Origin of the sequence: Acinetobacter guillouiae, from assembly GCF_002370525.2 — a bacterium.
In the GTDB taxonomy this organism is placed as follows: domain Bacteria; phylum Pseudomonadota; class Gammaproteobacteria; order Pseudomonadales; family Moraxellaceae; genus Acinetobacter; species Acinetobacter guillouiae.
Genome location: NZ_AP014630.1, coordinates 4,243,707 through 4,268,023, shown reverse-complemented (window position 1 = coordinate 4,268,023; position 24,317 = coordinate 4,243,707). Strand labels below are relative to the sequence as shown.

Genomic DNA, 24,317 nt, shown 5'->3' with positions numbered 1-24,317 from the left:
ACTCATGTCTCAGGCTGATATCTCAAGTCATCGAGAATGCAGGTATGATGTATTTAAGCTATTGAAAATCATATTTATTCACCGCTAGATGAGGTGGTCAATGGGGTGTAATAATTATAAATCTAGCATCACTTCAGCAAAATTTTGTTTCTCCAGCATTTCTAAAAATTCATCACCTAGCCGCTGACTTTCTGCCACAGACTGCTTCCACAACTGTTTTCGCTTCTGATCATCCAGACCTTTCATCACAAAATCTTTACGATCCGGTAACCGTCCTAAAGGCAAAGATTTTAGATAGTCTTGAGAAGGCGAGATCAGTAAAGTCCGTGCTTGGTTTGCAGGATTGGCTGTGCGAGATTTAAACATTTTGTCAAACCAGCCTGGGATGATACTGTCGGCAAAATGTGGATATAAAACAATCCCTTTACTTTCAAAAGGCAAATCGATGTGATAGTCGATCAAACCACCATCTCGATACGCGCCTTGTGGCGCATTGGCAATATTTTTTACCGCAGGTGTAACTGCCGGAATCGAACCTGAGGCCATCAGCCAATCCGCAACATTGTGCTGATTAAAATTTAAATAATGGGTTTTAAAAGCGTCATCCTGAATTTTAAATTGTGGGAACTGAGCAGGCTGACAGATGACTCGTTGCATAAATTTATTCAGATGGTTTCTTGAAATTGCATTACTGCCGATAATACCGAGTAAGGAGCTATACAGTGCAAACTTTTGATCACTTTGAAATAAATGTTCTGCTTTGGCTGCGATAATCGTAAGGTGATATTCGGGATGTTCGACCAATTTTTGGCTGTGTTGGTCTAAAATGCTGTACAGCATCTCGCGAGATATTTTCTCAATCTCTGCAATGGTCATCTTTTTATGAAAGGGCAAGTTGATATATAACTCCGCCAAACGCTCAGGACCAAGTAGTTCACCTTGCGCTAAAATTCCAGCAAAGCGCCATGCACCAACAGATGAACCAATTAAAAAACGTCGTTGTTTGGCACGCTGTAGAAAATCACCGAAAATCGCTTGATCCAAGCCCATTAAACCAATGCCTTTGGGGCCGCCAGCTGCGCCGGGAATCATATCGACTTGATGTGCAGATAAGCCTTCTTGTTGTATGTGTTGTTTGGCGAGTGAGCCTGCACGTAAGGTGATTGCTGCAGGGCGTTTTTGTAGAATTTGGGTCATGATTTCACTCACTCAAACGAATATTTTTCATTTTAGAGTGCGTGATAGATTGAACAATGGCGAGAGCTGTCACTCGGTGACTTAGCAGTCATAGACAAAAAAGCCTATTCATTGAATAGGCTGAATCATGTTACTTGGCAATCCGCCAAACTGCTAAAACAGTGGCTAAGACAATCAAGACAATTGAAATATACCACGGTGCAATGATCGCAATAGAGAGCAAAATCGCCATAATACTGCCGAAAATCCAGCTACGTTTTTGTTGCTGTTCCACTTCTAAACGCATCATTTGTAACTCATGCAGTTGTTTTGCATGCCACGCAGATTGATTTTTTAAACCATTTAAGCTGTCAACCATCAAGGTGGGGAAATCCTGTGCACCTAAAAGTAAGTCAGGAATTTTCTGTCCTAACTCTTTTAAGTTCTTCTGAGGATTCATTTGTGCTTTTACCCATTCGGTGAGAATCGGTTTTGCCAGCTTCCAAATGTCGAGTTCAGGATATAAATCGGTACCTAAACCTTCCACATGCACCAGTGTTTTGAGTAATAACATCAATTGTGGTGGAATTTCTAAATGGAAACGACGAGCAATGTCCATGACTTGAATCAAGATACCCGCAAAGTCCAATTCATGCATCGGTTTGGATACCATTGGTCCAACAGTGCGACGCATTTCACGGGATAGCGCATCTTGATCAGTGCCCGGTGGAATCCAGCCTGCCTGATGCACAATTTGAATCAGTTGTAAGAAGTCGCTGTTCATGACCGCAAGCAACATACGCGCAACGGTCATTTGATCTTGTTTAGATAGCTCACCCATAATTGCACAGTCAAGGGCAATATAACGAGGGTGGCTTGGATTCAAGGTTTCAACAAACACGTTGCCGGGATGCATATCGGCATGGAAGAAATTGTCACGAAATACTTGTGTAAAGAAAATCGTTAAACCCTTTTCAGCAAGATCTTTACGATCCATTCCGAGCTTTTCAAAGGTTTCAATATCCGAAATGGGAACGCCTGTGATCCGCTCAGCAACCATAACATCTTTGCTGTCCATATAGACTTCAGGCACATACATCATGCTCGAACCCGTGAAGTAATGACGCATACGACGGGTATTGTCTGCTTCTAGTGTAAGATCCAGTTCATTTAAGATCACTTGACGATAATTCTGGATAATTTCAGACAAATGCACTGCACGAGCTGCTTCAAGCCGTTTTTCTAAGCTTGCTCCTAGCCATAGCAGAATTTCAAAATCCTGTAGAATCTGACTGCGAATATCTGGACGAGTGACTTTCACCACCACTTCACGACCATCATGGAGCGCAGCAGTATGGACTTGTGCAATAGATGCAGCAGCCAAAGGTTGTTCATCAAAACGGGCAAAAATTGTAGAAATATTGGCTTTCAGCGATTGTTCAATACGCGCTTTTGCAATATTGACCTCGAAGGGTTTAACCCGATCTTGTAATAAAACCAATTGCTGTAAAATTTCAGGTGGAATTAAATCACGACGCGTGGAAAGTAATTGCCCCAGCTTAATTGCTAAAGGCCCCATTTCTTCTAATGCTTCTTTAAGCTTGAGCGGATTTTTACGTTCTTTACTAGACCATGCCGCAGGGTGTAAGCGAATTAAAGCTAAAGCATGCCGAGCTTTTTCAGGTAATTCTTCCGCAGGGACCAGTGTGTCGAGTCTATAGTGCGCGGCGATGCGCCAAAGTTCGAATAAACGGGCAATATGCGGAATCATATATTAAATTACCTGATCTTGATTTTGAGTAAAGTGAGATTGAAGTTGCTGAATTTTTGCTTCAAGTCGGTCAATATTTTGGTTCAGTTGGCGGGTATCTTGTTGCAGATCATCCATTTGCCAACGCGGAGCCAATACACCCGTATCTTCTTTTAAAAAGTCTTCTACAAAAAATAAATGACTTTGCAGTGAGCGTTTGAGATGCTTTGGCGCCAGTTGTATTTTGCCAATTTCATGCGCGAGTGCAGGACCAATCCACGGGCTAAGCTGGGCTGCCAAATCAGGCTCAAGCTGTTGGATAATATTTTGAATATCCTGTAACAGGTGATAATCACCTTGTAGGGGAATATTGCCAATATCATTCGCAACAAATAATTTAGCCAATTCAACAACATTCTTTACATGTAATGTTGCTGTGGCTTCTGCAATCGCAACATTTTTGTCAAAAGGACGTTGTTCAAAAATTGAAGGTGCTTCGCTTTTACCAGTCACAGTCGGTTCAAGACGGATTTTATTTTGATCAAAGTAAACATCAACAGAAAGCTGAGGCGTATCCATCACGACACGCAACAGTTTGCCTTGTAACTGATTAAATTGGATGCGGGTAATTGCATCCAAGTTAATACACTGATTGATTAATCGTTCAACTGCACCGAGTGCCAGAATTGACCACATAATTCAACCTTGCTGGTTATATCTTGGGGAAATTACAGTTTAAAGCCACGGTGTACCGCCACAATACCACCCGTTAAATTGTGGTAATCGCAGTTTTGGAAACCGGCATTTTCCATCATACCTTTTAAGGTACGTTGGTCTGGATGCATACGAATAGATTCAGCCAAATACTTATAACTTTCCGCATCATTGGCAACAATTTTACCCATAAATGGTAAAGCGGTGAAAGAATAGAAATCATATAGCTTTGAAAATGGTTCAAATACTGGTTTTGAGAACTCAAGGATCAGTAAACGACCACCTGGCTTTAATACACGATACATCGCTTGGAGTGCTGCATCCTTATCGGTCACATTACGTAGACCAAAGCTGATAGTGAGCAAGTCAAAACTATTGTCTGCAAAGGGCTCTAAGGTTTCAGCATTGGCCAATACAAAATCAACATTGGTACAGCCAGCATCAATCAAACGATCACGACCAACATTCAACATTGACTCGTTAATATCGGATAAAACCACATGACCTGTCGGGCCAACTTCACGGCTGAAAACTTTGGCTAAGTCACCTGTACCGCCTGCAATATCAAGCACGTGCTGACCACGACGTACACCTGACATATTGATCGCAAAGCGTTTCCAGAGGCGGTGAATACCGAATGACATTAAATCATTCATAATGTCGTATTTGCTTGCTACAGAATGGAAGACTTCAGCGACTTTTTGCGCTTTTTCTTCACTATTAACAGTTTTGTAGCCGAAATGCGTGGTTGCACCGACATTACCAGTATTGGCACCACGGGGTAGGTTGTATTTTGGCACAGTCCCAGAAACTGGCGTATCTACCAATTGTTGCTGCAAGGACTGTTGTTGACCTTGTGGAGTACCTTGCGGTAATGGTTCTGTTAGAAATGGACTCACTTTGTCTGTATTCGTTGCCGTTTCAGCAGGGGCTGTAGGCTTTTGGTTTTCATTCGACATTTGAGTCACTCCTGAACACAAAAATGGGAAATTTTATATTGCTCTGCATAATGACAGATTCTGCATAATTTTGCAGTCCTCATCATGAAATTGTTATGAATAATATACAAAAACCGATCTTAGAGATCGGTTTGATACAGCCAAAAATTAAATTAATCCTGAAATGGATTGGGATCTCCAGCATGCACTTTTTCGACAATATCACGTTCTTTTAGGGTAAATGCATGGATAAAATCAGCTGCGGATTTCATCGGTTTCATCGCAATAAAACCTTCGCCAATAAAGTCATACATCAATTCAAATTTATATTTGATTGCAGTGCCTTTACACATTTTAAATGCAGTATGCATAATGAATGAACGCATGTATTTGTCTAGTGCACCACCCAAATCATCCAATAAACCCAGCTGTTGTTGACGGGCTTCTGCTTGATCTAATTTCAGCAAGGTCAGTCGCATCATTTCATCATCAATCACTTGGTCAACAGGGTAATCCTTAAGTAATTGTGCCGCGACTTGCTCATCAAGTTGCATAGCAAGTACCGCCAATCCAACAGATTTTAAACCGGTCTTAATGGCATTTTCTGGGAGAATTTTTTCTGCTTTGTGGGCATATTTTAATAAACGTTCAATCTGTATCGCCAAATCATCAAATTCAGGCCCACCATATAAGCGGTTGATAAAATATTTTGCCATCAATTGATTTTCTTTTTGATTAAACAGCGCATGATGAGTCTTTTCAATACGCATTTTTAACCAGTCCTGCGCTTCATGCAGGCGTTTTTCTAGAATTGGGTCAGTGTGATAACTCAATTGTTGATATTGTTCTAAAAGCTGATCAAGTGCAGCAAGTTTTGACATATAAAAACTCTAGATTTCGTTTAGCAACAGCATAAAGGCAGTTGCTGCGTATCACTATGACAAAAGTTAAAAAACAATAGAGAAATATGGTCAGTGGATTTTTAAATAAACAATATCAAAGATTTTATACAGAAAATAATATAACTCTGTTTTTGGGAATGAGTATACTCAATTGAAGTTTCAGACTATAGAGAAGCAGATGATTGAAGAACAATTAGCGTTTGCGTTGCGTGATGAAGAAGAGTTATCCGTTGATCTGATTGAGGCACAATATGCCTTAAAGAATTCTAAAGATAAAAATAATGCCAAAAGCTTGGTCATTTTAGTCAGTGGTATCGAGCTTGCGGGGAAAGGGGAAGCGGTTAAACAATTACGCGAATGGGTTGATCCTCGTTACTTACGGGTTAAAGCAGATCCAGCAAGTTTATTTAGCAGTAAACAAAGTTTTTGGCAGCCTTATGCACGGCATATCCCATCAGAAGGGCAAATCCAGCTGTTTTTTGGCAATTGGTACAGTGACTTATTGTCAACAGCGATGCATGTTTCTAAACCTTTAGATGAAACCTTGTTCGATACCTATATTGAAAATATGCGTGCTTATGAACAAGACCTAAAAAATAATCATGTTGATGTGATTAAAATCTGGTTTGATCTACCGTGGAAAAGCTTACAAAAGCGTTTAGATTCAATGGATGCGTCTGAACAGCGTTGGCATAAGTTAATGGGTTTGGATTGGCGGAATAAAAAACAATACGACATTGTGCAAAAATTACGTCAACGGTTTACCGATGATTGGTATGTGATTGATTGCGAAGATTGTGTTGCACGAGATCAACAATTTGCTCAGTATATTTTGCAAGCATTAAAGCAGTTGCCTCGACATAAAACAGCAGTGAGAACCAAGTGGAAACAGGCGACTGTACCTGAGTCGTTATTGCAACCCGCGACAGAAGAACTGGATAAAGATCAATATAAAGCTGAATTAAAGAAATTAACCAAAAAAGTATCGGAAGCGCTACGCAATGATTCACGCAATGTCATCATAACCTTTGAAGGCATGGATGCAGCAGGTAAAGGTGGGGCAATCAAGCGGATTGTAAAAAATCTTGATCCGCGTGAATACGAGATTTATACCATTGCCGCACCAGAACAGTATGAATTGCGCCGTCCCTATTTATGGCGTTTTTGGACCAAGATTCAACCTGAGGAAAAGATCAGCATTTTTGATCGCACTTGGTATGGTCGAGTATTGGTTGAACGTATTGAAGGCTTTGCCAAGCCTGCGGAATGGCAACGTGCCTATGATGAAATTAATCGCTTTGAAAAAGATTTAACCGATAATCAAACCGTGTTGGTTAAATTCTGGTTGGCAATCAGCAAAGATGAACAAGAAGCACGTTTTAAAGCACGTGAACAAACACCGCATAAACGCTTTAAAATTACCCCTGATGACTGGCGAAATCGTGGACATTGGGACGATTATTTAAATGCTGCTGCGGATATGTTTGAACGAACCGATACCGAGTATGCGCCGTGGCATGTGGTTGCGACCAATGATAAGTACACGGCACGTATTCAAATCCTTAAAACGATTTTAAAGCAGCTAAAAGCGGATTGATTGTTTGCTAGCAACAGCTAAGTTGAGGTTATAAATAGTATCGCACTAAAGAATAGATGCTCTTATTCTACGCTTTAGTGTGATACCAATCACAATGATCAATGGGACAAAAGATCCTAATCTAATGGATGCCCCAGAATTTTTTTAAGTAAAAATTTTAAAGCAATTTTTTCGGCGGGATTTAATGCGGCGAGGGTTAAGTCACTAATACTTGCAGCAATTGGAATCGCTTGCGAAAGCTCTTGAATACCCGATGCTGTAATATGAATCAACACCTTGCGTTTGTCATGTTGATCAGGATCTTGTGAAATAAAAAGCTTGTCTTTTAATCGCTGGATAATGCCACGAATGGTTGCTTGGTCGATACCAGTTTCCTCAACCAATTCTTTTTGCGAACATTCTTTTAATTTATTGATGGCATAAAGTACAGCGAACTGAACCGAAGTGAGGCGGGTTTCATCCAAACTTTGTTGAAAAATCGTTAAATGATGAAAGTAAGTCCGTCTAAGTAAATATCCCACTTGTTCTTCAATTACATATTCATCATTCATGTTTGACCTCTTTATCATGTGAGGAAAATTAGACCCGAAGATTTAAAATATTGAAGTTTTTTTAAACTTTAACAGGGCCAGTATAAAAGGATTGCATAAAAATAACGACCATAATGCTACTTGGTCGTTATGCTTTGGTTGGATGTATTAAACATTTGATTTTAATAGTTAGTTTCTTCGCGTTAGCTGAGCGCTATAGGAACGCCTTGATCAACAACCACTAAATCATCGAGTTTCACTGTACAGTTACGAAGTGGAATATCCATATGACATGGTGTCTTACGGCTACCACCTACTTCTGTGTTGGGTCCCGTTGAAAATAAAAAGTTACCATTAAAAGCACGTGCATCCATACACATGCCATCATTTTTATCATGCAAACCCATCGCTGTCCATTGTGCTCGAGGTTGTAAGCCCCAACCAATGTGTGAAATTCCATACACCTCTGGATCATTAAAATATTTCATATAATCACGAAGATATTCTGCTTCAAATCCACCATGAATTTGAGTAATTACCCCCTTTTCGATTTCTAAAGTGACTCTTTCACGGGCATAGGTTTTAAAGGGTAATAAAATATCACCAATATCTAAAACCAAGATGCCTTCTGCCATATTTTCATTGGGCCAAGTGAATAAGAAACCACTCGGCCAGTGATCCCAGCGCCCAACTTCGTCAGCAAAGCCATATTCAGTTACAGCAGGGTATTGCCCAAGCGGAGCATAAAAATCTGTGCCTGCCTTTGAGGTCACATGCATACTTTTCGCTTTCTTTAAGTATTTTTCAGCAGTTTGAACCCGATGTTTGTCTTCTTGTGTGGGCAGCATACGAGCGAGAATTTCTGGGGGTTCCACGGCCAGTAAAATTCGTGTTCCTGTTTTTAAGATCTGTTCCTGTTCGGGTGAGTGCAGCAACATCATGGTGTCAATGATGAGGTCGACAGATTCAAGTGCTTGTTGTGCAGCAAAATTACCCGTTAACGCAGTATCACCACAATAAGCGGTCATATCGTTCCCCATGGCTTGGGGATGATTAAATGAAGGTAATTCTAAAATAAATACTTTGGCTTTTAACCGACATGCTGCATCAAGTGCGGCTTGAACGGTTTGTTGATGTGAATAATGACTTTTTAAAATCGCCACACTTTGTGTTTCATCGATTTTGGATAAGGTTAAAACATGCTCAAACATTTGGGTCAGTTCAGTGCTATTTACAGGCATGATGGTGCTCCTTTTTCATCGCTGTTTTTTGTATTTTTAAAGAGTATACACTTTGATAAGGTGGATTGTACATTTATTACATCATTGTAATTAAATTAATTATTAATTATAAACAAATATTTAAATGATTTTATGAGTTGAGATTTGTTTGAGAATTTAAAGTGTGTAGACTTTAATATTGTCGTGGAGTATATCTATTAAAAGAAAAATTTGTTTGATGGAGTAAACAATGAATAAAGCAAAAAAAATTGCAGTGATTGGTGCAGGTCTTGGTGGCGCTTCAATGGGGCTGCTACTACAGAGAGCCGGTTTTGATGTTGATGTCTATGAACAAGCAGCAGAATTTTCTCGTTTAGGTGCTGGTATTCATATTGGCCCAAACATTATGAAAATCTTTCGAGAAATGGGTTTAGAGCAAGATTTGGAAGACATGGGATGTCATCCAACGCATTGGGTCAGCCGTGATGGAAATACTGCAGACTATATGTCCAATGTTGGTTTGACTGGATATGGGGCAACCTATATCACGATCCATCGTGGTGATATGCATGCCCGACAAATCGAAGCATTGCAACAAGACAAATTACATTTTGCCAAACGCTTAAGTGCTGTTACTCAAAAGCTAGATGGAGTAACCCTAAGCTTTGAGGATGGCACAGTAAGTGATGTTGATATTGTGATTGGTGCTGATGGGATTAACTCAAAAATTCGAGAAATCATTCTTGGACCAGAAGCCCCTTTATACAGTGGTTGGGTTGCGCACCGTGCCATGATTAAAGGAGAACAATTAGAGAAATTAAAACAGCAATTTGATTTAGACGATTGTGTCAAATGGTGGTATGAGGATCGCCATATGATGGCCTATTACACCACCAAAGAACGTGATGAGTACTACTTTGTTACAGGTGTGCCTCATCCAGCATGGGATTTCCAAGGGCAAAGTTTTGTGCCTTGTTCAAAACAAGAATTATTTGAAACATTTAATGATTTTCACCCAACCATCTTAGCCATGATTGAAGCCAGTGAAGATATTACCAAGTGGCCATTAAACAATCGTAATCCATTACCGATATGGAGCAATGGCCGGATGGTGTTGCTTGGTGATGCTTGCCATCCCATGAAACCGCATATGGCACAAGGCGCAGGTATGGCGATTGAAGATGCCGCAATGCTCACGCGCTGTTTGCTGCAAACAGGGTTAGACCACTACCAGGAGGCGTTCAAATTATATGAACAAAACCGTAAACAACGTGCCAGTCGAGTGCAAGAAGTTTCCAATGCCAATACCTTCTTAAAAAGCCAAGAAGATCCAGCTTGGGTGTATGGATATGATGTATATGCACATGCATTAAATGAGGAGGAGGCCGTATGAGTCAATTCCTGTATGGGTCTAATGTAGCGATCAATCAAGTCCGCTTACATTATCTTCGTTATGGTGGGAGAGGGCATGCTTTGGTGTTGATCCCCGGGATTACCAGTCCTGCCATTACCTGGGGATTTGTAGCGGAAAAATTAGCTCAATTTTTTGATGTATATGTTTTGGATATTCGAGGCAGAGGCTTGTCTTCTTCGGGGGAGCATCTGCAATATGACACCGATACCTGTGCGCAAGATATTCTAGATTTTGTTAAAAAATTGGACTTGGAATCTTATTATTTGGTTGGGCACTCGATGGGCGCGCGTTTTGCGATTCGTTGTGCTGCGTTTGAACCGAAAGGTTTGAAAAAAATAGTCTTGATTGATCCACCTGTCTCAGGTCCAGGACGACGTGTTTATCCGAGCCAATTATCCTGGTATGTCGACTCTATTCAGCAATCTATTCAGGGGATGAATGCAGAAGACATGAAGCAATATTGCCCATCTTGGACTTTAGCGCAAAGACAATTGCGCGCAGAGTGGCTACATAGTTGTTATTTACCAGCCGTTATCAAGTCTTTTCATGATTTTCATCATGTTGATATTCATCAATATATCCCAAAAATCAAAGTACCAACTTTATTGATGGTGGCTGGCAAAGGTGATGTGATCACGGCAGGCGATATTGCAGAAATCCAATTGCTTAATTCACGGATTTTGGTGAGCCGTGTGGAAAATGCAGGGCATATGATTCCTTGGGATGACTTAAATGGTTTCTTAGCAGGCTTTTCAGATTTTTTAGAACAGAGGCTTATTTAAGGAGAAATGCTCATGCAAAGAATTTATAAAATTGGTCAAATCGTACCCAGTTCCAATACCACGATGGAAACTGAAATTCCAGCGATGTTGAAAGCACGCCAGCTGATTCGCCCTGAAAAATTTACCTTTCATTCTAGCCGTATGCGGATGAAACATGTCAAAAAAGAAGAGCTTGCGGCAATGGATGCGCAGTCTGATCGTTGTGCTTTAGAACTTTCAGATGCCAAAGTGGATGTGTTGGGATATGCCTGTCTGGTTGCGATTATGTCTATGGGCATTGGTTATCACCGTGAGTCAGAAAAACGTCTACATCAAGTCACGGTTGATAATGATGCTGCAGCACCTGTCGTCACCAGTGCGGGCGCTTTGGTTGACTGTTTGAAGCTGATGAAGGCGAAAAAAATTGTTGTTGTTACGCCCTATATGAAACCCTTAACCGAATTGGTGGTGAATTACATTGCTAAAGAGGGTTTTGAAATTCTCGATTATGTGGCCTTAGAAATCGCTGACAACATTGCTGTTGCGCAACATGACCCTGCTGATTTGCCCAACATTGTGCAAAAGCTGAATTACCAAGATGCAGATGTGATTGTGCTTTCAGCATGTGTGCAAATGCAGTCACTTCCTGTAGTCGCTAAAGTTGAGGCACTCACGGGTAAGCCCGTGATTTCAGCAGCAATTGCAACAACCTATCAGATGCTTAAAGCAATGGATTTAGAGCCAATTGTACCGGGTGCAGGTGCATTGCTCTCTGGCGCATATGCATAAGGAGTGTGAAATGAATCAACAATCCCTAAATGATAATTACCAAGGCGTGTGGGGAAATCGAATTGGTTTTGGCAAGAAACCCGTGCTGCTGTTGGTCGATTTTATCCAGTCTTATATTACGGCATCTGAGCCTTTATATGCGCCAGATGTGATTACTGCAGTTCAAGAAACCGAAGCGGTTTTAGCACTGGCACGTGAACAGAATATTTTAGTGATTCACACCAATATTCTTTATCACGCTAAAAATCAAATTGACGGGGGAATGTGGGTAAAAAAATCACCCGTAATGGCAGCGATGACAGTGGGTAATCCAGCCACTCAATTTTGCCCACAAGTTCAACCGCTCGACACTGAATTGGTGATTACTAAAAATTATGCCAGTGCTTTTTTTGCAACAAGTTTGTCATCGGTTTTAAACGCTGAGGCGATAGATACCGTGATTATTGTGGGTTGTTCGACCAGTGGGTGTGTTCGAGCAACAGCCGTGGATGCTGTGCAACATGGATTTAGAACCATTGTGATCCGTGACTGTGTTGGGGATCGTCATCGTGAACCCCATGAAGCCAATCTGTTTGATATTGATAGTAAGTATGGAGATGTTGTATCAAAACAAGAGGTCTTGAATTATTTCACTCAAAACAAAAATTGATGATTGATACAACTAAAAATTATGGACGTTAGGGTAATAAAAAACCAAGGATAGAATGGTTTTTGGTGATGCATTAAAACAAAAGAGAATGTGCAGATCATCGGTGACATAAAAGCTTTGTTCATTTTGTTCTAAGTATTACAAGAAAAACAACTCACTTGGTTTGTGATCTAAAGGAGTTAGATATGTCTACCAGTGTTGTAAAACCACAAGAAATTTACCCTGAACAAGAGGTTCAGGTTTATAAAAAAGTGATTTGGAAACTGATTCCATTCCTGTGTTTCTGTTATATCGCAGCCTATTTAGACCGAATTAATGTCGGGATTGCCAAATTACACATGTTAAATGATGTGAATTTAAGTGAAGCTGCGTTTGGGTTAGGTGCAGGGCTTTTCTTTGTTGGCTATATTATTTTTGAAGTACCCAGTAACTTAGTTCTGGAAAAGGTCGGCGCAAAAATTTGGATTGCGCGGATTATGATTACATGGGGGATTTTGTCTGGTTTAACCATGTTTGTGACCACACCGATGCAGTTTTATGCGCTGCGGTTTCTGCTCGGTGCTGCGGAAGCAGGCTTTTTACCCGGGGTTTTGTATTATTTAACCACATGGTTCCCAACATATTATCGCGCTAAGATCATTGCCTTATTTATGATCGGTTTACCCTTGGCGGTGATTATTGGTAGTCCGCTATCAGGTTGGATCATGACCACCTTTGATCAAGTTTATGGCTGGGCAGGTTGGCAGTGGTTGTTCTTTTTAGAGGCACTTCCAAGCGTGATCTTGGGTATTTTGACATTTAAAATGTTACCGAATCACTTTTCCAAAGCCAAATGGCTCAATGATGCTGAAAAATCAATCATTGAAAAAAATCTCAATAAAGATTTAGAAGGCAATGACTCTGCCAAACAAAAGCATAGTTTTAAAGATGGATTTTTCAATACCAATATCCTAAAACTCGGTGCAATTAATTTTTCGATGTTGCTGTGTACCTATTCTATGGGCTTTTGGTTGCCGACATTTATTAAAACCACAGGCGTTGCCAACTTATTAAATATCGGATTACTGGTTGCCATTCCAAGTATTGTTGGCTTGATTGCAATGTTGGTCATTGGGCGAAGCTCAGATAAATATAGAGAGCGTCGTTGGCATATGGTTGTACCATTTATTTTTGGTGCAGTCGCACTGTTTTTAACCACAATGTTTAGTAGCAATATTGTCATGACCTTGATTTTGTTCTCGATTGCTGCGATTGCGACCACAGGCACCATCCCCGTGTTCTTTAGTCTTCCTGCAACTTTTTTATCAGGAACTGCGGCGGCGACAGGGTTTGCACTGGCATGTTCTATTGCCAACATTGCTGGCTTAGTCAGTAACACTTTGGTGGGTTATGCCATTCAGATTACCGGTAAACCAGAAGGCGCACTCATCGTGTTCTCAGCATGTTTATTGTTGAGTTGCTTCATTGTGCTGTCTTTGCCTAAAACATTAGTAAACAAATAAATTAAAAAAATTGAATGGCAATGCGTTCGGGAGAACAAATTGCTGAGGAGGTTCTCATGTTAAAAATTAAATATTTAGGATTAATCATATCGAGTTTGATCTCATTTCAAGCCTATGCCAATGCACAACCTTCACCGTTCCAATGGGAAACTGAAGATGGTTTAAAACAATTGAAATTAGGCGGTTTTGTCCGAACCAATTATCGCGATGAGCGATGGGAAAGCCCCAATAATGGCAAGTTTTTGTTTGATAATGCCCGTTTAAATATTAAGGGAAAATATGACCAATTTTATTTGGATGTAAGTTATGCCTTCCAAAGTGATCATAAACGTTCTGTTGAACATGGTTTTGTCGGGTATAAGCCTGATGACAATAATGATTTTCAGGCCGGAATTATTTATAAGCCTTTTGGAATTTATCCATTCCCAGAGCATGCCTGGACTTTCCCGATCCCATTTTTCTTGGGATTTGCCGACAGTGTAGCGCCGGGATTGAGTTGGAAAAACACCTCGCCAACACATGATTTTACCGTGGCGTATATGCCAATCATGAGTCCAGGCAATATTCGTTATTCGCCAGAGTCAGGTTCGGCGGATAAATTGGATAATGTGCTGCCTCACCAACAGCAATATCTCAATGAAAAAAGAAATCAGCTCAATCTACGTTATGCCCATAAAATGGATTTGGAATTTGGTAAACAGGAGTTTGGTGTCAGTGGGGCATATTCACAATTGCGTAATAAAGCGACGGATAAAAATGGCGATTATTATGCATTTGGAGTGCATGGCTTAAACAATTACGAAAAATGGAATGTGCAAACTTCAGCGATTCGCTATAAATATGATGCAAAAAACCCGGAGGGTGTAAATAATGATCAAATTTTAATGCAAGCGAATGGTATAACACCTGCTTATTTTGTCGCAGCTGAAGGGACGATTGGTTCGTTTAATATCGGTTATACCCAACCTGTGCAAACCAAGTATTTTCCGAATTTAAAAACTGTAAAATTCTATAATGATTATAGTGTGTTATGGAAAGACAAAGCTGGCTGGGATCGCTCGCAAATGGACACCTTTGGAGTGCAGTTTAATGCAATGCCTTTCTTAATTTGGGTAGACGGAAGTGTTGGGAAGAATGTCAATGTGTTGGGTGGGGCTAAAAACGCAACTGGCTATACCTCGACGAATTCGGACTATAGCAATGACTGGAAATTTAGGTGGAATATCAACGTCGGATATAACTTTTAGTCTTGACCTATGAGGGAATAAATGGAATTGACAGCTAATAATCTGGTCGAAGCAGTGATTTTAAATCGACATTCTGTACGTGCATTTACAGATCAGACTGTAGATCCTGAGATCATTCAGGATCTGCTGCGAAAAGCCAGTTATGCACCCTCTGGAACCAATACGCAACCGTGGAAAGTCTATGTGGTTCAGGGCAATAGCAAATTGAGGATTAGCCAGCAAGTGATTGCAGCGGCGGATTCCATTTATTCTGGTCAATGTTCAAGAAGCGAATTTAGCGCCCCTTATCTTTATTATCCTGAGCAATGGTTTGAACCGTATATGAGCCGTAGACGGGAGAATGGTTGGGGGATGTATGCTGTACTGGGTATTAGCAAACAACAACGAGAGGAAATGCATCAGCAACAGCTTCGAAATTTTAAGTTTTTTGATGCGCCTGTTGGTTTATTTTTTACCACGCATCGTCAATTAGAAGCGGGCGCAAAAATGGCGATCGCCATGTTGATGCAAAATATTATGTTGCTTGCAAAAGCGCAGGGTTTAGACACCTGTCCCCAAGCATCATGGAATGATTATCACAAGATTATCATGCCAATTTTAGGTGCTACAGATGATGAACAATTGGTTTGTGGCATGTCTTTAGGCTATGCCGATATGAATGAAAAAATTAATTCTTTTCATCCCTCACGACTCAGTCTTGAAGAATTTGCTGTATTTTTACAATGAACAAAAAACAAAGAGATATCAGATGATATCTCTTTGTTTTACTAAATATAGATCTTAAAGTATAGCAGCGCTTAGCTCACTAACTTTTGCGTTTGTTTATTTTGAATATTTTTGGCTAATTTATAACATTCATCTACATGCGCTTCAGCAACTTTTTTCATCACAATATAGCCTAAACTTGCTGCAATGATTGAGCCACCCAGTGGGATAAATTTGGTCACTTGTTTGGTAATGATTTTAGCCGCCATATTATTTAAGGATGCCTTTACCGCTGTACGCGCAACCACTAAACCTGAAAACTCAAAACCACGTTTGCGTAATTCATTCCAATGAATTTTCTTGGTTGCAGGATCATAAACACTGATTTGATCTGGTGCTAAACCAAAGCGGGCATTGATTTCAGGAATCAGAAGCGACAGCATCCCGACATCAATCACCACATCTAAAAACGGAACAGGAATCACTGCGACACCAGCAGAGACATAAGAGCGCTTTTTTACTTGCTCCAAGCATTCATCACGAATTTGTTCTAGGTTTAAGCTTGGATCGATTGCGTCTGGAAGTTTATCAATTTTCATAAAACAATTACCTTTGTTTCAAGCTTTTTCTCATATTTTTGAAAACGCATGTTTAAGCTTGAAATTGTGAAGTTATTTCCAAATAATGTTTTAAAAATGCCATAGTATGGTGTTGTTGTATAGTGGCGAATGTTTATGTTTTGTGCATAAACGTAGACAATAGAAGATTGAAAGTTGAGGAATTATGGCCATTCATGTGATTCAAAGCCAACGCATTGATGTTTTGGTGCAAGGGCTTTTGCAAAATACCATTCGGCCATCCAAGAATCCTTTTGCAGTCTTGCAAACACAACATTTTATTGTCCCAAGCCCTGCGGTACAAGAATGGTTGAGCCAACGTATTGCTGAACAACAAGGCATCAGTGCCAACAGCCAATTTCATCAACGTATTCGTGGTTTTCAGTGGTTTGCTTATCAGCAAGTTTTAGACGACAAAGACAAAGTCCGTAAAGCCAATATTCCGCGTTTGATTATGAAGTGGCGAATTTATCAAACGTTAAAAAGTTTTATTGAGCAGGATGAAAATAGCTTAGCCCAAGAGCATCCTTTGCATGGCATTATCCAGCGTATTTATGATGCAGCCTCGCAACTGGAACAAGGTTTAGAGAAGCAACTCAAAAAACAAAGTATGTTGTATTGGGTCTCTGAACAAGTGTCAAAATTGTTCAGTCACTACATGCTGTATCGTGGAGACTGTCAACGCGGTTGCCAACAGAACAATGGACAAGCATGTAGTTGCCCAAGCAATTGGCTAGGGCAGTGGGGACGTGGTCAAGCACTTAACCTCGAACAACAATTCTTTAAAACCAATCAACAAATTTCAGCATTTACTTTAAATCAAGCACAAGAGCTGGAAACTTGGCAACGTTGGTTGTGGCAACATACATTTCATGATGATTTTATTGAAATGCAAAGTATTGATCATGATTTTTGGCAAATCATGGATGATGATCTACAACGCTCTCAAGCCTTAAAGAAATTACCCAGCCAGCTGATTATCTTTACTTTATTGGATTTACCACCAAGTCAATTACAGTTTTTAAGACGACTGGGACAATATTTGGATGTGGTGATTTTACATTACAACCCATCACAAGAATATTGGGCTGACAGTGTCGATCCAAACTGGAAAAAACAATATGATTTGCGGGTAAAGGCGCGTTTTGTCAGTAAGTATCCCAAAGCGACCGATGCAGATATTCAAAAGTTTTTTGATGAATTTACTTTGAATTTTAATGCGGAAATTCGTGAATCACGACATCCATTATTAACCCGTTTTGGTAAACAAGCCCGTGACCACTTTTCGATCTTGTCTAATCTGTCTTCAGGTGAAGAAGGGCAATGGGTGGATGCCTTTGTCGATGAAGAGCCGATTCATTTATTAAGCAAATTACAATCGGATATTTTGTATTTGGTTGAGCCTGAACCGCATGCTTATCCAATTGCCAAAACGGATGATTCGATTCAAATCCATGTGTGTCATTCGTCTTTACGACAGCTTGAAGTATTAAAAGACCAGTTGGTTGCTTGGCTGATGAAAAGCACTGCTGAACAACCACATCGCCCAAGTGATGTTTTGGTGTTAGTGCCAGATTTAAAACAAATTGAACCACTTATTCGCAGTGTATTTCCACATACACCAAACCAAGACAGTATTTATCTGCCAGTGAAGATTGCTGGAGTAACGCAACTGGATGCCAATAATGCTTGGCGTGCTGTTTTAGGCCGTATTCAATTGGTTGAAGGTCGTTTTAGTGTTGAGGATTTCGCAGATTGGTTAAGTTTAAATGCCACGCAATTACGTTATGGTCTAGATATTTCAAACACAGAAAGAATGATTGAGTTATTGATCAATGCTGGGTTTAAACGTGGTCTAGATGCACAACATTTACGACGATCTTTAAGTCAGGATGATGAAGATTTCCGTTTTAGTTTTAAATTTGCCCTTGATCGTTTGGCTTTAGGTATTGCGATTCCAGAGCATACGATTTTTGAAAATACCCTAAGTTATGCCCAAATTTTGCAAAGTGATTTTGAGTTAGTGGCTAAACTGATTCAGATTTATCAAGATTTTGATGTGCGCCGTGACTGGATGATTGCGCATGAGTTGGGGAAAAATGCCACGTTAAAATGCAATGTTGAGGCGTGGTTAAAACTGCTGATGCAAGACATTATTGAGTTTGAACAAGCCGGTGTTGAGTCGTTACAAGTCGTACGTGAAATTGTCAAAAAACAAGAGCGTATGCTGACCTTAGCCAGTTTTTATGATGAACATGCGCAACCCATTCTTAAAAATATTTATTTACCTTTACCCTATCTATTGAATGAAATTCAAAATTTATTAGAAGGTCAAATCGATCAGGCTTTACCGACAGGACAGATTACCTTTAGCCAAATTGGCCAGATTCGTCCTTTGCCTTATAAGTTGATCGTCCTGTTAAATTTGGATGGGGGTAAATTTCCAGATCGAAATGTGCATTTACCCTTTGATTTAATGCAAATTCTCAAGCCACAGTTGGGGGATCGTTCCCGCCTAGATGATGATCAAGGCGCTTTCCTTGATGCTTTATTATTGGCGCAGGAAAATCTATGGTTATTCTATAATGGCTTTGATGTGAGTGATGGTGAAGTTCGTGAGCCATCCAGCGTGTTACAGGAATTGATCAACCATATTGCCCTGATTGCCCAATCTGAAACGGCATTATCTACGGACAATAAGGATATCAGTCCTGTTGATCACATGATTGAGCTGAAGGGGATTCAAGTTCCTGAACATTTGCAGTGTTTATATCATATTCACAGCTTACAACCTTTTGATCCAAATGGTTTTGAGTCAACCACACCGCTTCGTTTTCAAGATCAATGGTTCAATGTTGCACAACACATCCGTCAAGCGGAAATGCTTGCTAAACGTGAGGCTTGGGCAAATACACAATATCCTGTTGTTCAAGAAGAGCTCACTGTTTTGGATGCGCGACAGTGGATTCAAGATGTCACTTTCCCAGCACAGTTATATTTAAAAACTTTAGGCGTAGAGAATCTGCGCGCAGAAGATATTCCCGCAATGAACGAACCCTTAATTCTGGATGGTTTGGCACGTTATCAGATTCGAGATTTCTTGCAGAAACAATCGGCTCATTCTGCTGAAGACTCTTGGTCTCAAGAGATTGGATTACTGCAAAATCAATTACCGATTGGCAAGGTCCAGCACAGCGCATGGCAAATCAGTTTGGCGGAGCAAGACAGTTTAAAAGAGCGGTTACAGCATTATGCTGCTGATGTGACGGTGACAACGCAACGGCAATGGCGAATTGACGCTGGTTTGGTTATGAATATCACAGTACCTCAGCAAGCAGGGCAGCATTGGGTGAGTTTGGATGCGTCAAGCGGTCGTGCTAAACGTCGTGCCAAAGTTTGGTTGGAATATTTACTTTGGTTAAGCTATTTAAATGTCGATGCTGAAAAGTCTAAAACGCTACAACGTATTGCGGTATTTAGTGATGTCACGATCATCAGTACTGGGTTATGTTCAGAACAGGCGAAAGCATATTTATTACCGTGGTTTAAAGCATTTGCCTATGCCCAATCGGAACCTCTGGTTCTGCCTGCGGCTTTGTTATTAAAACCCGCTGAAAATAATAAGCAGTTGCAATGGTCACTCGGGACGGTTGAAGGTGGCTTAGCTGCACATCGTTTAAATGAACATGGTTTAAATGCGGATACACAACATCATGTGGAAAGCATGTTGATCGATAACTTTGCAGATCTTTTAAATGAATGGAATAAAAGCGATGCGTTTCTACCTTATGATTTGACTGAAATGGAATGGAGTAAAAAGCATCGGGATTGGCAATTTATTTTGCAAGAACAAGATGCAACCGCATTGTTAAAACATGCCTGTGATCATTTTGGCTATGCGTTGTATCAGCCGATTTATCAGCATCAATTTGTTGCGGAGGAATAAACATGACTTCCGTAAATTCACAGTTACCAGCAGCACAAAACGGCACAGCCAAAAAAGTTTCGATTCAGCCGATTGAAGATATGCAATTTTCAGGATTGCACTGGATCGAAGCTTCAGCAGGTACAGGTAAAACCTATACGCTCTCAAGCTTGATGGTGCGGATTTTTTTAGAAAAATACTTACCGAGCCAAGTCATTGCGACCACATTTACCCGTAAAGCTGCGGCAGAATTGAAAACACGTATTCGCTTACGATTACAGGAAACATACCGCTATTTTGACTCATGTCGTGAATTAACCGAAGCGCAAGTCTTGACCAAGGCAGCCCAAGAGTCAGATCCATTATTTTCTAAAGTATTAAAAATGTTTGCCTCGCGGATTGCGTATGCCTGTGAACGCTTGAAATTGGTGATTGATCAACTGGATGAACTTTTTGTCGGGACTTTAGACAGTTTTAGTCAGAAATTACTGCGTGAGTTTGCTTTTGAAAGTGGCAAAATTGAGCGGGCTGAAATTACTGATGATGCGAAAAGTTATAGTCAGCAATTGATTCATGATGTACTTCGTGCATGGATTCAGAAACAGCCCCAAGATATTGTGGATAGCTTGATGTTTGCGGGCGAGTTACATGGTGTCGATTATTATGTTGCAACGGTGGAACAAAGCTTAAATTTTGCCTCGGCAAATTTTATTGAGCCTAAATTTTCCAATGCAGATGTTCAGCTATTCCAACAGGCGATTGAACAGCTTGCCAAGATTCAACTGGATCAATTGCAGACTTTGCAAAGTTATTATTTATTGGATGGTGAGTTTTATAAATTTGCAAATGGGACAAAATTTAGAAATGATCGATTGAATCGTATTTTTGCCAAGAGCTTGCCGCGAATTATTCAAACCCTACAACAGCATGACTATAAACATTATCTAAGTTCAAAGCTGAGTGTTGAAAAGTCCGACTTTGCAACCCTGATTAAGGTGATTCGGGAGCAGCAAATTTTTAAAAAAGCCGCACCTGAAAATGTACAATCCGATTTTTATCAACACACGCTTATTCAACAGTTACTCAGTATTTATGCGCAGATTGAGATATATGAAAATCAACTGCTTGGAACCAATACATTCTTAAAATACTATTTGGCAAAAGAAGTCAAAACACGCTTACCACAAGTGTTACAGCAAAAGGGTGAAACCACCTTTGCTCAACAAATTCGTACCCTTGCAGAGGCTTTGCAAGGCGAACAAGGCCAGCGTTTTGCGACCTTTGTACATGCGCGTTATCCACTGATTCTGGTCGATGAATTTCAGGACACCAACCAAGATCAAGATGATATGTTGGCACAAATTTGGCGGCATCCCAATCGTGTCAAACAGGGTTGTATGATCATGGTCGGAGACCGTAAACAGGCGATTTATGGTTTCCGTGGTGGGGACATGTTGACCTTTTTAAAAGCGCATCAGGATGTGTTTGGTAAAGCAGGGCATGAATATAATCTGATTTTTAATCATCGCTCAGTCAAGCCTTTGGTTGAAGTGGTTGATGCCTTATTTCAACGCCAGATGGATTTTGGTGAACAGGTCTGGTATACCCCAGTACAAGCAGGTCCTCGTCCGCATCCCGACTTACTGGATCAAGGTCATGTCAATCCACAGCCTTTAAGGTGGATCAAGCTTGAAGATAAAAATCAAGAAGCTGAGCAAGTGGCATGGAAAATTCGTGAGCTACTGAATCAGGGGATTCAAGGCAGTTTATATTTTATTGAAAAATCAGTGCATCGTGCAGTAGATGAAAATGATATCGCCATCCTCTCTAAAAACCATGATGGCTTAGATAAAGCACAATCCGCGCTGGAATTTTTAGGGATTCGAACCAGTCGCCCCTCGAAAAAAAGTGTCTTTGAAAGTCAGATAGCAGGTGATGTTGGTGCTGTGCTTGCTGCAATTTTGCATCCTTATCATGAAGCCAAAGTAAAACGAGCTTTGTTAAGTCGTTTGATCGGCTTTGATCTAAAAGCATTGATTGTCTTGGAACAGCATGCTGATGGTTTGAGTGTCTATATTGAACTGTTCGATCAGATTCGTGAGATGTGGCTCAATCAAGGGTTTTTAACAGCTTGGCAATATCTGCTTAACCAATTTTCTGTCTGGACAAAATTGGTGGAAAAACACAGTCGTGACAATGAGCGTGTGGTGGTGAATTTACGTCATTTAACAGAGTTATTGAGCCAGCACAGTGAAGACTATCAAGGTGCACAAAATCTTTATCATTGGTATTTAAAACAACTGACTTCACCGATGGAGAGAGAGTGGGAGATGGAACGGAAACTGTCCAATGAGGCAGGGGTTCAGTTGATGACCATTCACCAATCCAAAGGGCTTGAATTTAAGTTTGTGTTTTTATTGGGCGCTGATAAAGACTTTAAAGAGATCAATAAAACGCTGAATTTCTCGACGGTTGAACAGCTGAATGTACGAACAGGACAGAATGAACAACAGCGTGTGGTGGCGATCAATGATGCCAATCTACTCGATAAAAAAGACATTGAGCAACACAATGAGCGCGCTTTAGCAGAACATCACCGGTTGTGGTATGTGGCATTGACCCGCGCCAGTTATCGGGTGTATGCAATGCTGAGTGATGTAAAGGAAAAATCTACAACAGGACTGGCATTTTGGCGCGGTCAAGGCGCAAATACGTTTCAGCATGCTGGAACTGCCATGCAAGCTTTATTGACCGAACGCCCACCACGTTTAGAAAAACCCAAGAGCGAAGTCCAATTGCCTTTACTTGCACAAGCCTTTCCTACCCAACGTTTTTATCCGCGGGGTAAAACCAGTTTTAGTGCTTTGGCTCAGCATTTAACTCGGCAACAAATTCAGGATGCTTTGGCCGTTTCTGAACAAAAACAGGATCGAGCAGAAGATGAAATTCAACAACCCATTGTTGAAATCATTACAGATGTGGTTCCTAGTCAACCGCTTGCATGGATCAAAGCCAATTTCCCAATGGGCACAATTGCAGGAAATTTCCTACATGAAATTTTTGAGCATATTGATTTTAAAGATACGCATTATTGGCGTTTGGAAATACGTCGTCGCTTTAAAAATGATTATTCAAGTTTATGGACGGAGTTACTGGAAAAATATCAGCAGGCTTTTCTCAACGACAATTCGAGTGAGGACGTTTCTCAAACAGAACACGCTGTAGAAGAGACGCTGATTGACTGGATGGCTAAGTGGCTACAGGATGTTTTATCTACGCCGATTCTCAGTCATTTTAAAATGGGGCAACTTGAACCACATGAGCATTTAGCTGAGTTTCCATTTTATCTGGCCCTTTCAGATCGAGTTTTGGCAATTAAACGTATACATCAATTGTTTGATGAGCATGCCATTGCAATGCCTGAGTTTAAAGATGCCAATTCAGCACGTTATTTAAATGGGTCAATTGATTTGGTGTTTTTTGATGGTCAGCAATATCATATCGCCGATTATAAAAGTAATTTTTTGGGTGTAGATCAGCAAAGTTATTCATTTGAAGCTGTTCAGGACAGCATGTCACATGCCAGTTATTGGCTACAGGCATCTTTGTATTTGGTGGCATTGCATCGTTATTTGAAAATCCAGCTCGAAGATTATCAAATTGATCGTGATCTGGGAGGCGCAACCTATTTGTATTTACGTGGTATGAATGGTCAAAGTGGACAAGGTTACTACTTCTGGCGACCCACGACGGAATTTATTTTAAGACTTGATGCCATATTGGGCTATTTTACTGAGGATAAACCCAGTTGAATCGTGTGAATAGTTGCTTGAACATCTTTGCAAACAATAAGTTATTCTGTGGATAACTCTGTTGAAAAC

At 40.4% G+C, this 24,317-nt stretch carries 18 protein-coding genes; 10 read left to right on the top strand and 8 right to left on the bottom strand.

The window, feature by feature from the left end; all coding sequences use genetic code 11:
- Positions 1–114 precede the first annotated feature (114 nt).
- The 5 genes from AS4_RS19900 to AS4_RS19880 all read right to left on the bottom strand — a co-directional run bounded on the left by AS4_RS19900 (position 115) and on the right by AS4_RS19880 (position 5,459).
- Positions 115–1,197 carry a patatin-like phospholipase domain-containing protein gene (locus AS4_RS19900; RefSeq protein WP_096735270.1) on the bottom strand — a complete coding sequence of 361 codons (1,083 nt, stop codon included), beginning with the start codon at positions 1,195–1,197 and terminating at the stop codon, positions 115–117.
- 130 nt (positions 1,198–1,327) lie between these two features.
- Positions 1,328–2,947 carry an ABC1 kinase family protein gene (locus AS4_RS19895; protein WP_096735269.1) on the bottom strand — a complete coding sequence of 540 codons (1,620 nt, stop codon included), beginning with the start codon at positions 2,945–2,947 and terminating at the stop codon, positions 1,328–1,330.
- 3 nt (positions 2,948–2,950) lie between these two features.
- Positions 2,951–3,622, bottom strand: coding sequence for a ubiquinone biosynthesis accessory factor UbiJ (locus AS4_RS19890; RefSeq protein WP_096735268.1), 672 nt, complete (start codon positions 3,620–3,622; stop codon positions 2,951–2,953).
- Positions 3,623–3,654: 32 nt separating this feature from the next.
- Positions 3,655–4,599 carry a bifunctional demethylmenaquinone methyltransferase/2-methoxy-6-polyprenyl-1,4-benzoquinol methylase UbiE gene (ubiE, locus tag AS4_RS19885; protein ID WP_096735267.1) on the bottom strand — a complete coding sequence of 315 codons (945 nt, stop codon included), beginning with the start codon at positions 4,597–4,599 and terminating at the stop codon, positions 3,655–3,657.
- Between the two features lie 152 nt (positions 4,600–4,751).
- Positions 4,752–5,459: an FFLEELY motif protein gene (locus AS4_RS19880; RefSeq protein ID WP_004725477.1), complete on the bottom strand. Its 708-nt coding sequence runs from the start codon at positions 5,457–5,459 to the stop codon at positions 4,752–4,754.
- A gap of 199 nt (positions 5,460–5,658) precedes the next feature.
- Between AS4_RS19880 and pap the strand changes: the two genes are divergently transcribed.
- The gene (pap, locus tag AS4_RS19875; protein ID WP_004725481.1) at positions 5,659–7,077 is read left to right on the top strand and encodes a polyphosphate:AMP phosphotransferase; all 1,419 of its coding nucleotides are present in this window, start codon (positions 5,659–5,661) and stop codon (positions 7,075–7,077) included.
- Positions 7,078–7,193: 116 nt separating this feature from the next.
- Here pap and AS4_RS19870 read toward each other — a convergent pair whose 3' ends face one another.
- Both AS4_RS19870 and AS4_RS19865 read right to left on the bottom strand, forming a co-directional pair.
- Complete coding sequence (locus AS4_RS19870; protein WP_056517415.1) at positions 7,194–7,628, bottom strand: MarR family winged helix-turn-helix transcriptional regulator; 435 nt, start codon at positions 7,626–7,628, stop codon at positions 7,194–7,196.
- 182 nt (positions 7,629–7,810) lie between these two features.
- Positions 7,811–8,848 (bottom strand): 2,5-dihydroxypyridine 5,6-dioxygenase, encoded by a 1,038-nt coding sequence (locus AS4_RS19865; protein ID WP_096735266.1) that lies wholly within the window; start codon positions 8,846–8,848, stop codon positions 7,811–7,813.
- A gap of 229 nt (positions 8,849–9,077) precedes the next feature.
- Between AS4_RS19865 and AS4_RS19860 the strand changes: the two genes are divergently transcribed.
- From AS4_RS19860 to AS4_RS19830, 7 genes are all read left to right on the top strand, one after another.
- Complete coding sequence (locus AS4_RS19860) at positions 9,078–10,220, top strand: FAD-dependent monooxygenase (RefSeq protein ID WP_096735265.1); 1,143 nt, start codon at positions 9,078–9,080, stop codon at positions 10,218–10,220.
- Complete coding sequence (locus tag AS4_RS19855) at positions 10,217–11,023, top strand: alpha/beta fold hydrolase (RefSeq protein ID WP_096735264.1); 807 nt, start codon at positions 10,217–10,219, stop codon at positions 11,021–11,023. Before AS4_RS19860 ends, AS4_RS19855 begins: the two co-directional genes overlap by 4 nt.
- A gap of 12 nt (positions 11,024–11,035) precedes the next feature.
- Positions 11,036–11,791, top strand: coding sequence for a maleate cis-trans isomerase family protein (locus AS4_RS19850; protein ID WP_096735263.1), 756 nt, complete (start codon positions 11,036–11,038; stop codon positions 11,789–11,791).
- Between the two features lie 10 nt (positions 11,792–11,801).
- Positions 11,802–12,440: an isochorismatase family protein gene (locus AS4_RS19845; RefSeq protein WP_004816725.1), complete on the top strand. Its 639-nt coding sequence runs from the start codon at positions 11,802–11,804 to the stop codon at positions 12,438–12,440.
- A gap of 185 nt (positions 12,441–12,625) precedes the next feature.
- The gene (locus AS4_RS19840) at positions 12,626–13,942 is read left to right on the top strand and encodes an MFS transporter (protein ID WP_004816727.1); all 1,317 of its coding nucleotides are present in this window, start codon (positions 12,626–12,628) and stop codon (positions 13,940–13,942) included.
- 56 nt (positions 13,943–13,998) lie between these two features.
- Complete coding sequence (locus tag AS4_RS19835; protein WP_167468961.1) at positions 13,999–15,189, top strand: hypothetical protein; 1,191 nt, start codon at positions 13,999–14,001, stop codon at positions 15,187–15,189.
- Positions 15,190–15,210: 21 nt separating this feature from the next.
- Positions 15,211–15,915: a nitroreductase gene (locus AS4_RS19830; RefSeq protein WP_096735261.1), complete on the top strand. Its 705-nt coding sequence runs from the start codon at positions 15,211–15,213 to the stop codon at positions 15,913–15,915.
- A 71-nt stretch (positions 15,916–15,986) separates the two neighbouring features.
- Here AS4_RS19830 and AS4_RS19825 read toward each other — a convergent pair whose 3' ends face one another.
- Positions 15,987–16,493 carry a hypothetical protein gene (locus tag AS4_RS19825; RefSeq protein ID WP_004725502.1) on the bottom strand — a complete coding sequence of 169 codons (507 nt, stop codon included), beginning with the start codon at positions 16,491–16,493 and terminating at the stop codon, positions 15,987–15,989.
- Between the two features lie 184 nt (positions 16,494–16,677).
- Between AS4_RS19825 and AS4_RS19820 the strand changes: the two genes are divergently transcribed.
- Positions 16,678–20,457 carry an exodeoxyribonuclease V subunit gamma gene (locus AS4_RS19820; RefSeq protein ID WP_096735260.1) on the top strand — a complete coding sequence of 1,260 codons (3,780 nt, stop codon included), beginning with the start codon at positions 16,678–16,680 and terminating at the stop codon, positions 20,455–20,457.
- 2 nt (positions 20,458–20,459) lie between these two features.
- Complete coding sequence (locus tag AS4_RS19815; protein WP_096735259.1) at positions 20,460–24,248, top strand: UvrD-helicase domain-containing protein; 3,789 nt, start codon at positions 20,460–20,462, stop codon at positions 24,246–24,248.
- The last annotated feature ends 69 nt before the right edge of the window (positions 24,249–24,317 follow it).

Bases quoted from the DNA above. Each gene is read 5' to 3' on its own strand.
- AS4_RS19880 (WP_004725477.1), bottom strand. From the start codon at position 5,459: ATGTCAAAACTTGCTGCACTTGATCAGCTTTTAGAACAATATCAACAA.
- AS4_RS19835 (WP_167468961.1), top strand. From the start codon at position 13,999: ATGTTAAAAATTAAATATTTAGGATTAATCATATCGAGTTTGATCTCA.
- ubiE (WP_096735267.1), bottom strand. From the start codon at position 4,599: ATGTCGAATGAAAACCAAAAGCCTACAGCCCCTGCTGAAACGGCAACG.
- AS4_RS19840 (WP_004816727.1), top strand. From the start codon at position 12,626: ATGTCTACCAGTGTTGTAAAACCACAAGAAATTTACCCTGAACAAGAG.
- AS4_RS19870 (WP_056517415.1), bottom strand. From the start codon at position 7,628: ATGAATGATGAATATGTAATTGAAGAACAAGTGGGATATTTACTTAGA.
- AS4_RS19820 (WP_096735260.1), top strand. From the start codon at position 16,678: ATGGCCATTCATGTGATTCAAAGCCAACGCATTGATGTTTTGGTGCAA.
- pap (WP_004725481.1), top strand. From the start codon at position 5,659: ATGATTGAAGAACAATTAGCGTTTGCGTTGCGTGATGAAGAAGAGTTA.
- AS4_RS19855 (WP_096735264.1), top strand. From the start codon at position 10,217: ATGAGTCAATTCCTGTATGGGTCTAATGTAGCGATCAATCAAGTCCGC.
- AS4_RS19825 (WP_004725502.1), bottom strand. From the start codon at position 16,493: ATGAAAATTGATAAACTTCCAGACGCAATCGATCCAAGCTTAAACCTA.
- AS4_RS19895 (WP_096735269.1), bottom strand. From the start codon at position 2,947: ATGATTCCGCATATTGCCCGTTTATTCGAACTTTGGCGCATCGCCGCG.
- AS4_RS19815 (WP_096735259.1), top strand. From the start codon at position 20,460: ATGACTTCCGTAAATTCACAGTTACCAGCAGCACAAAACGGCACAGCC.
- AS4_RS19890 (WP_096735268.1), bottom strand. From the start codon at position 3,622: ATGTGGTCAATTCTGGCACTCGGTGCAGTTGAACGATTAATCAATCAG.
- AS4_RS19865 (WP_096735266.1), bottom strand. From the start codon at position 8,848: ATGCCTGTAAATAGCACTGAACTGACCCAAATGTTTGAGCATGTTTTA.
- AS4_RS19850 (WP_096735263.1), top strand. From the start codon at position 11,036: ATGCAAAGAATTTATAAAATTGGTCAAATCGTACCCAGTTCCAATACC.
- AS4_RS19830 (WP_096735261.1), top strand. From the start codon at position 15,211: ATGGAATTGACAGCTAATAATCTGGTCGAAGCAGTGATTTTAAATCGA.
- AS4_RS19900 (WP_096735270.1), bottom strand. From the start codon at position 1,197: ATGACCCAAATTCTACAAAAACGCCCTGCAGCAATCACCTTACGTGCA.
- AS4_RS19845 (WP_004816725.1), top strand. From the start codon at position 11,802: ATGAATCAACAATCCCTAAATGATAATTACCAAGGCGTGTGGGGAAAT.
- AS4_RS19860 (WP_096735265.1), top strand. From the start codon at position 9,078: ATGAATAAAGCAAAAAAAATTGCAGTGATTGGTGCAGGTCTTGGTGGC.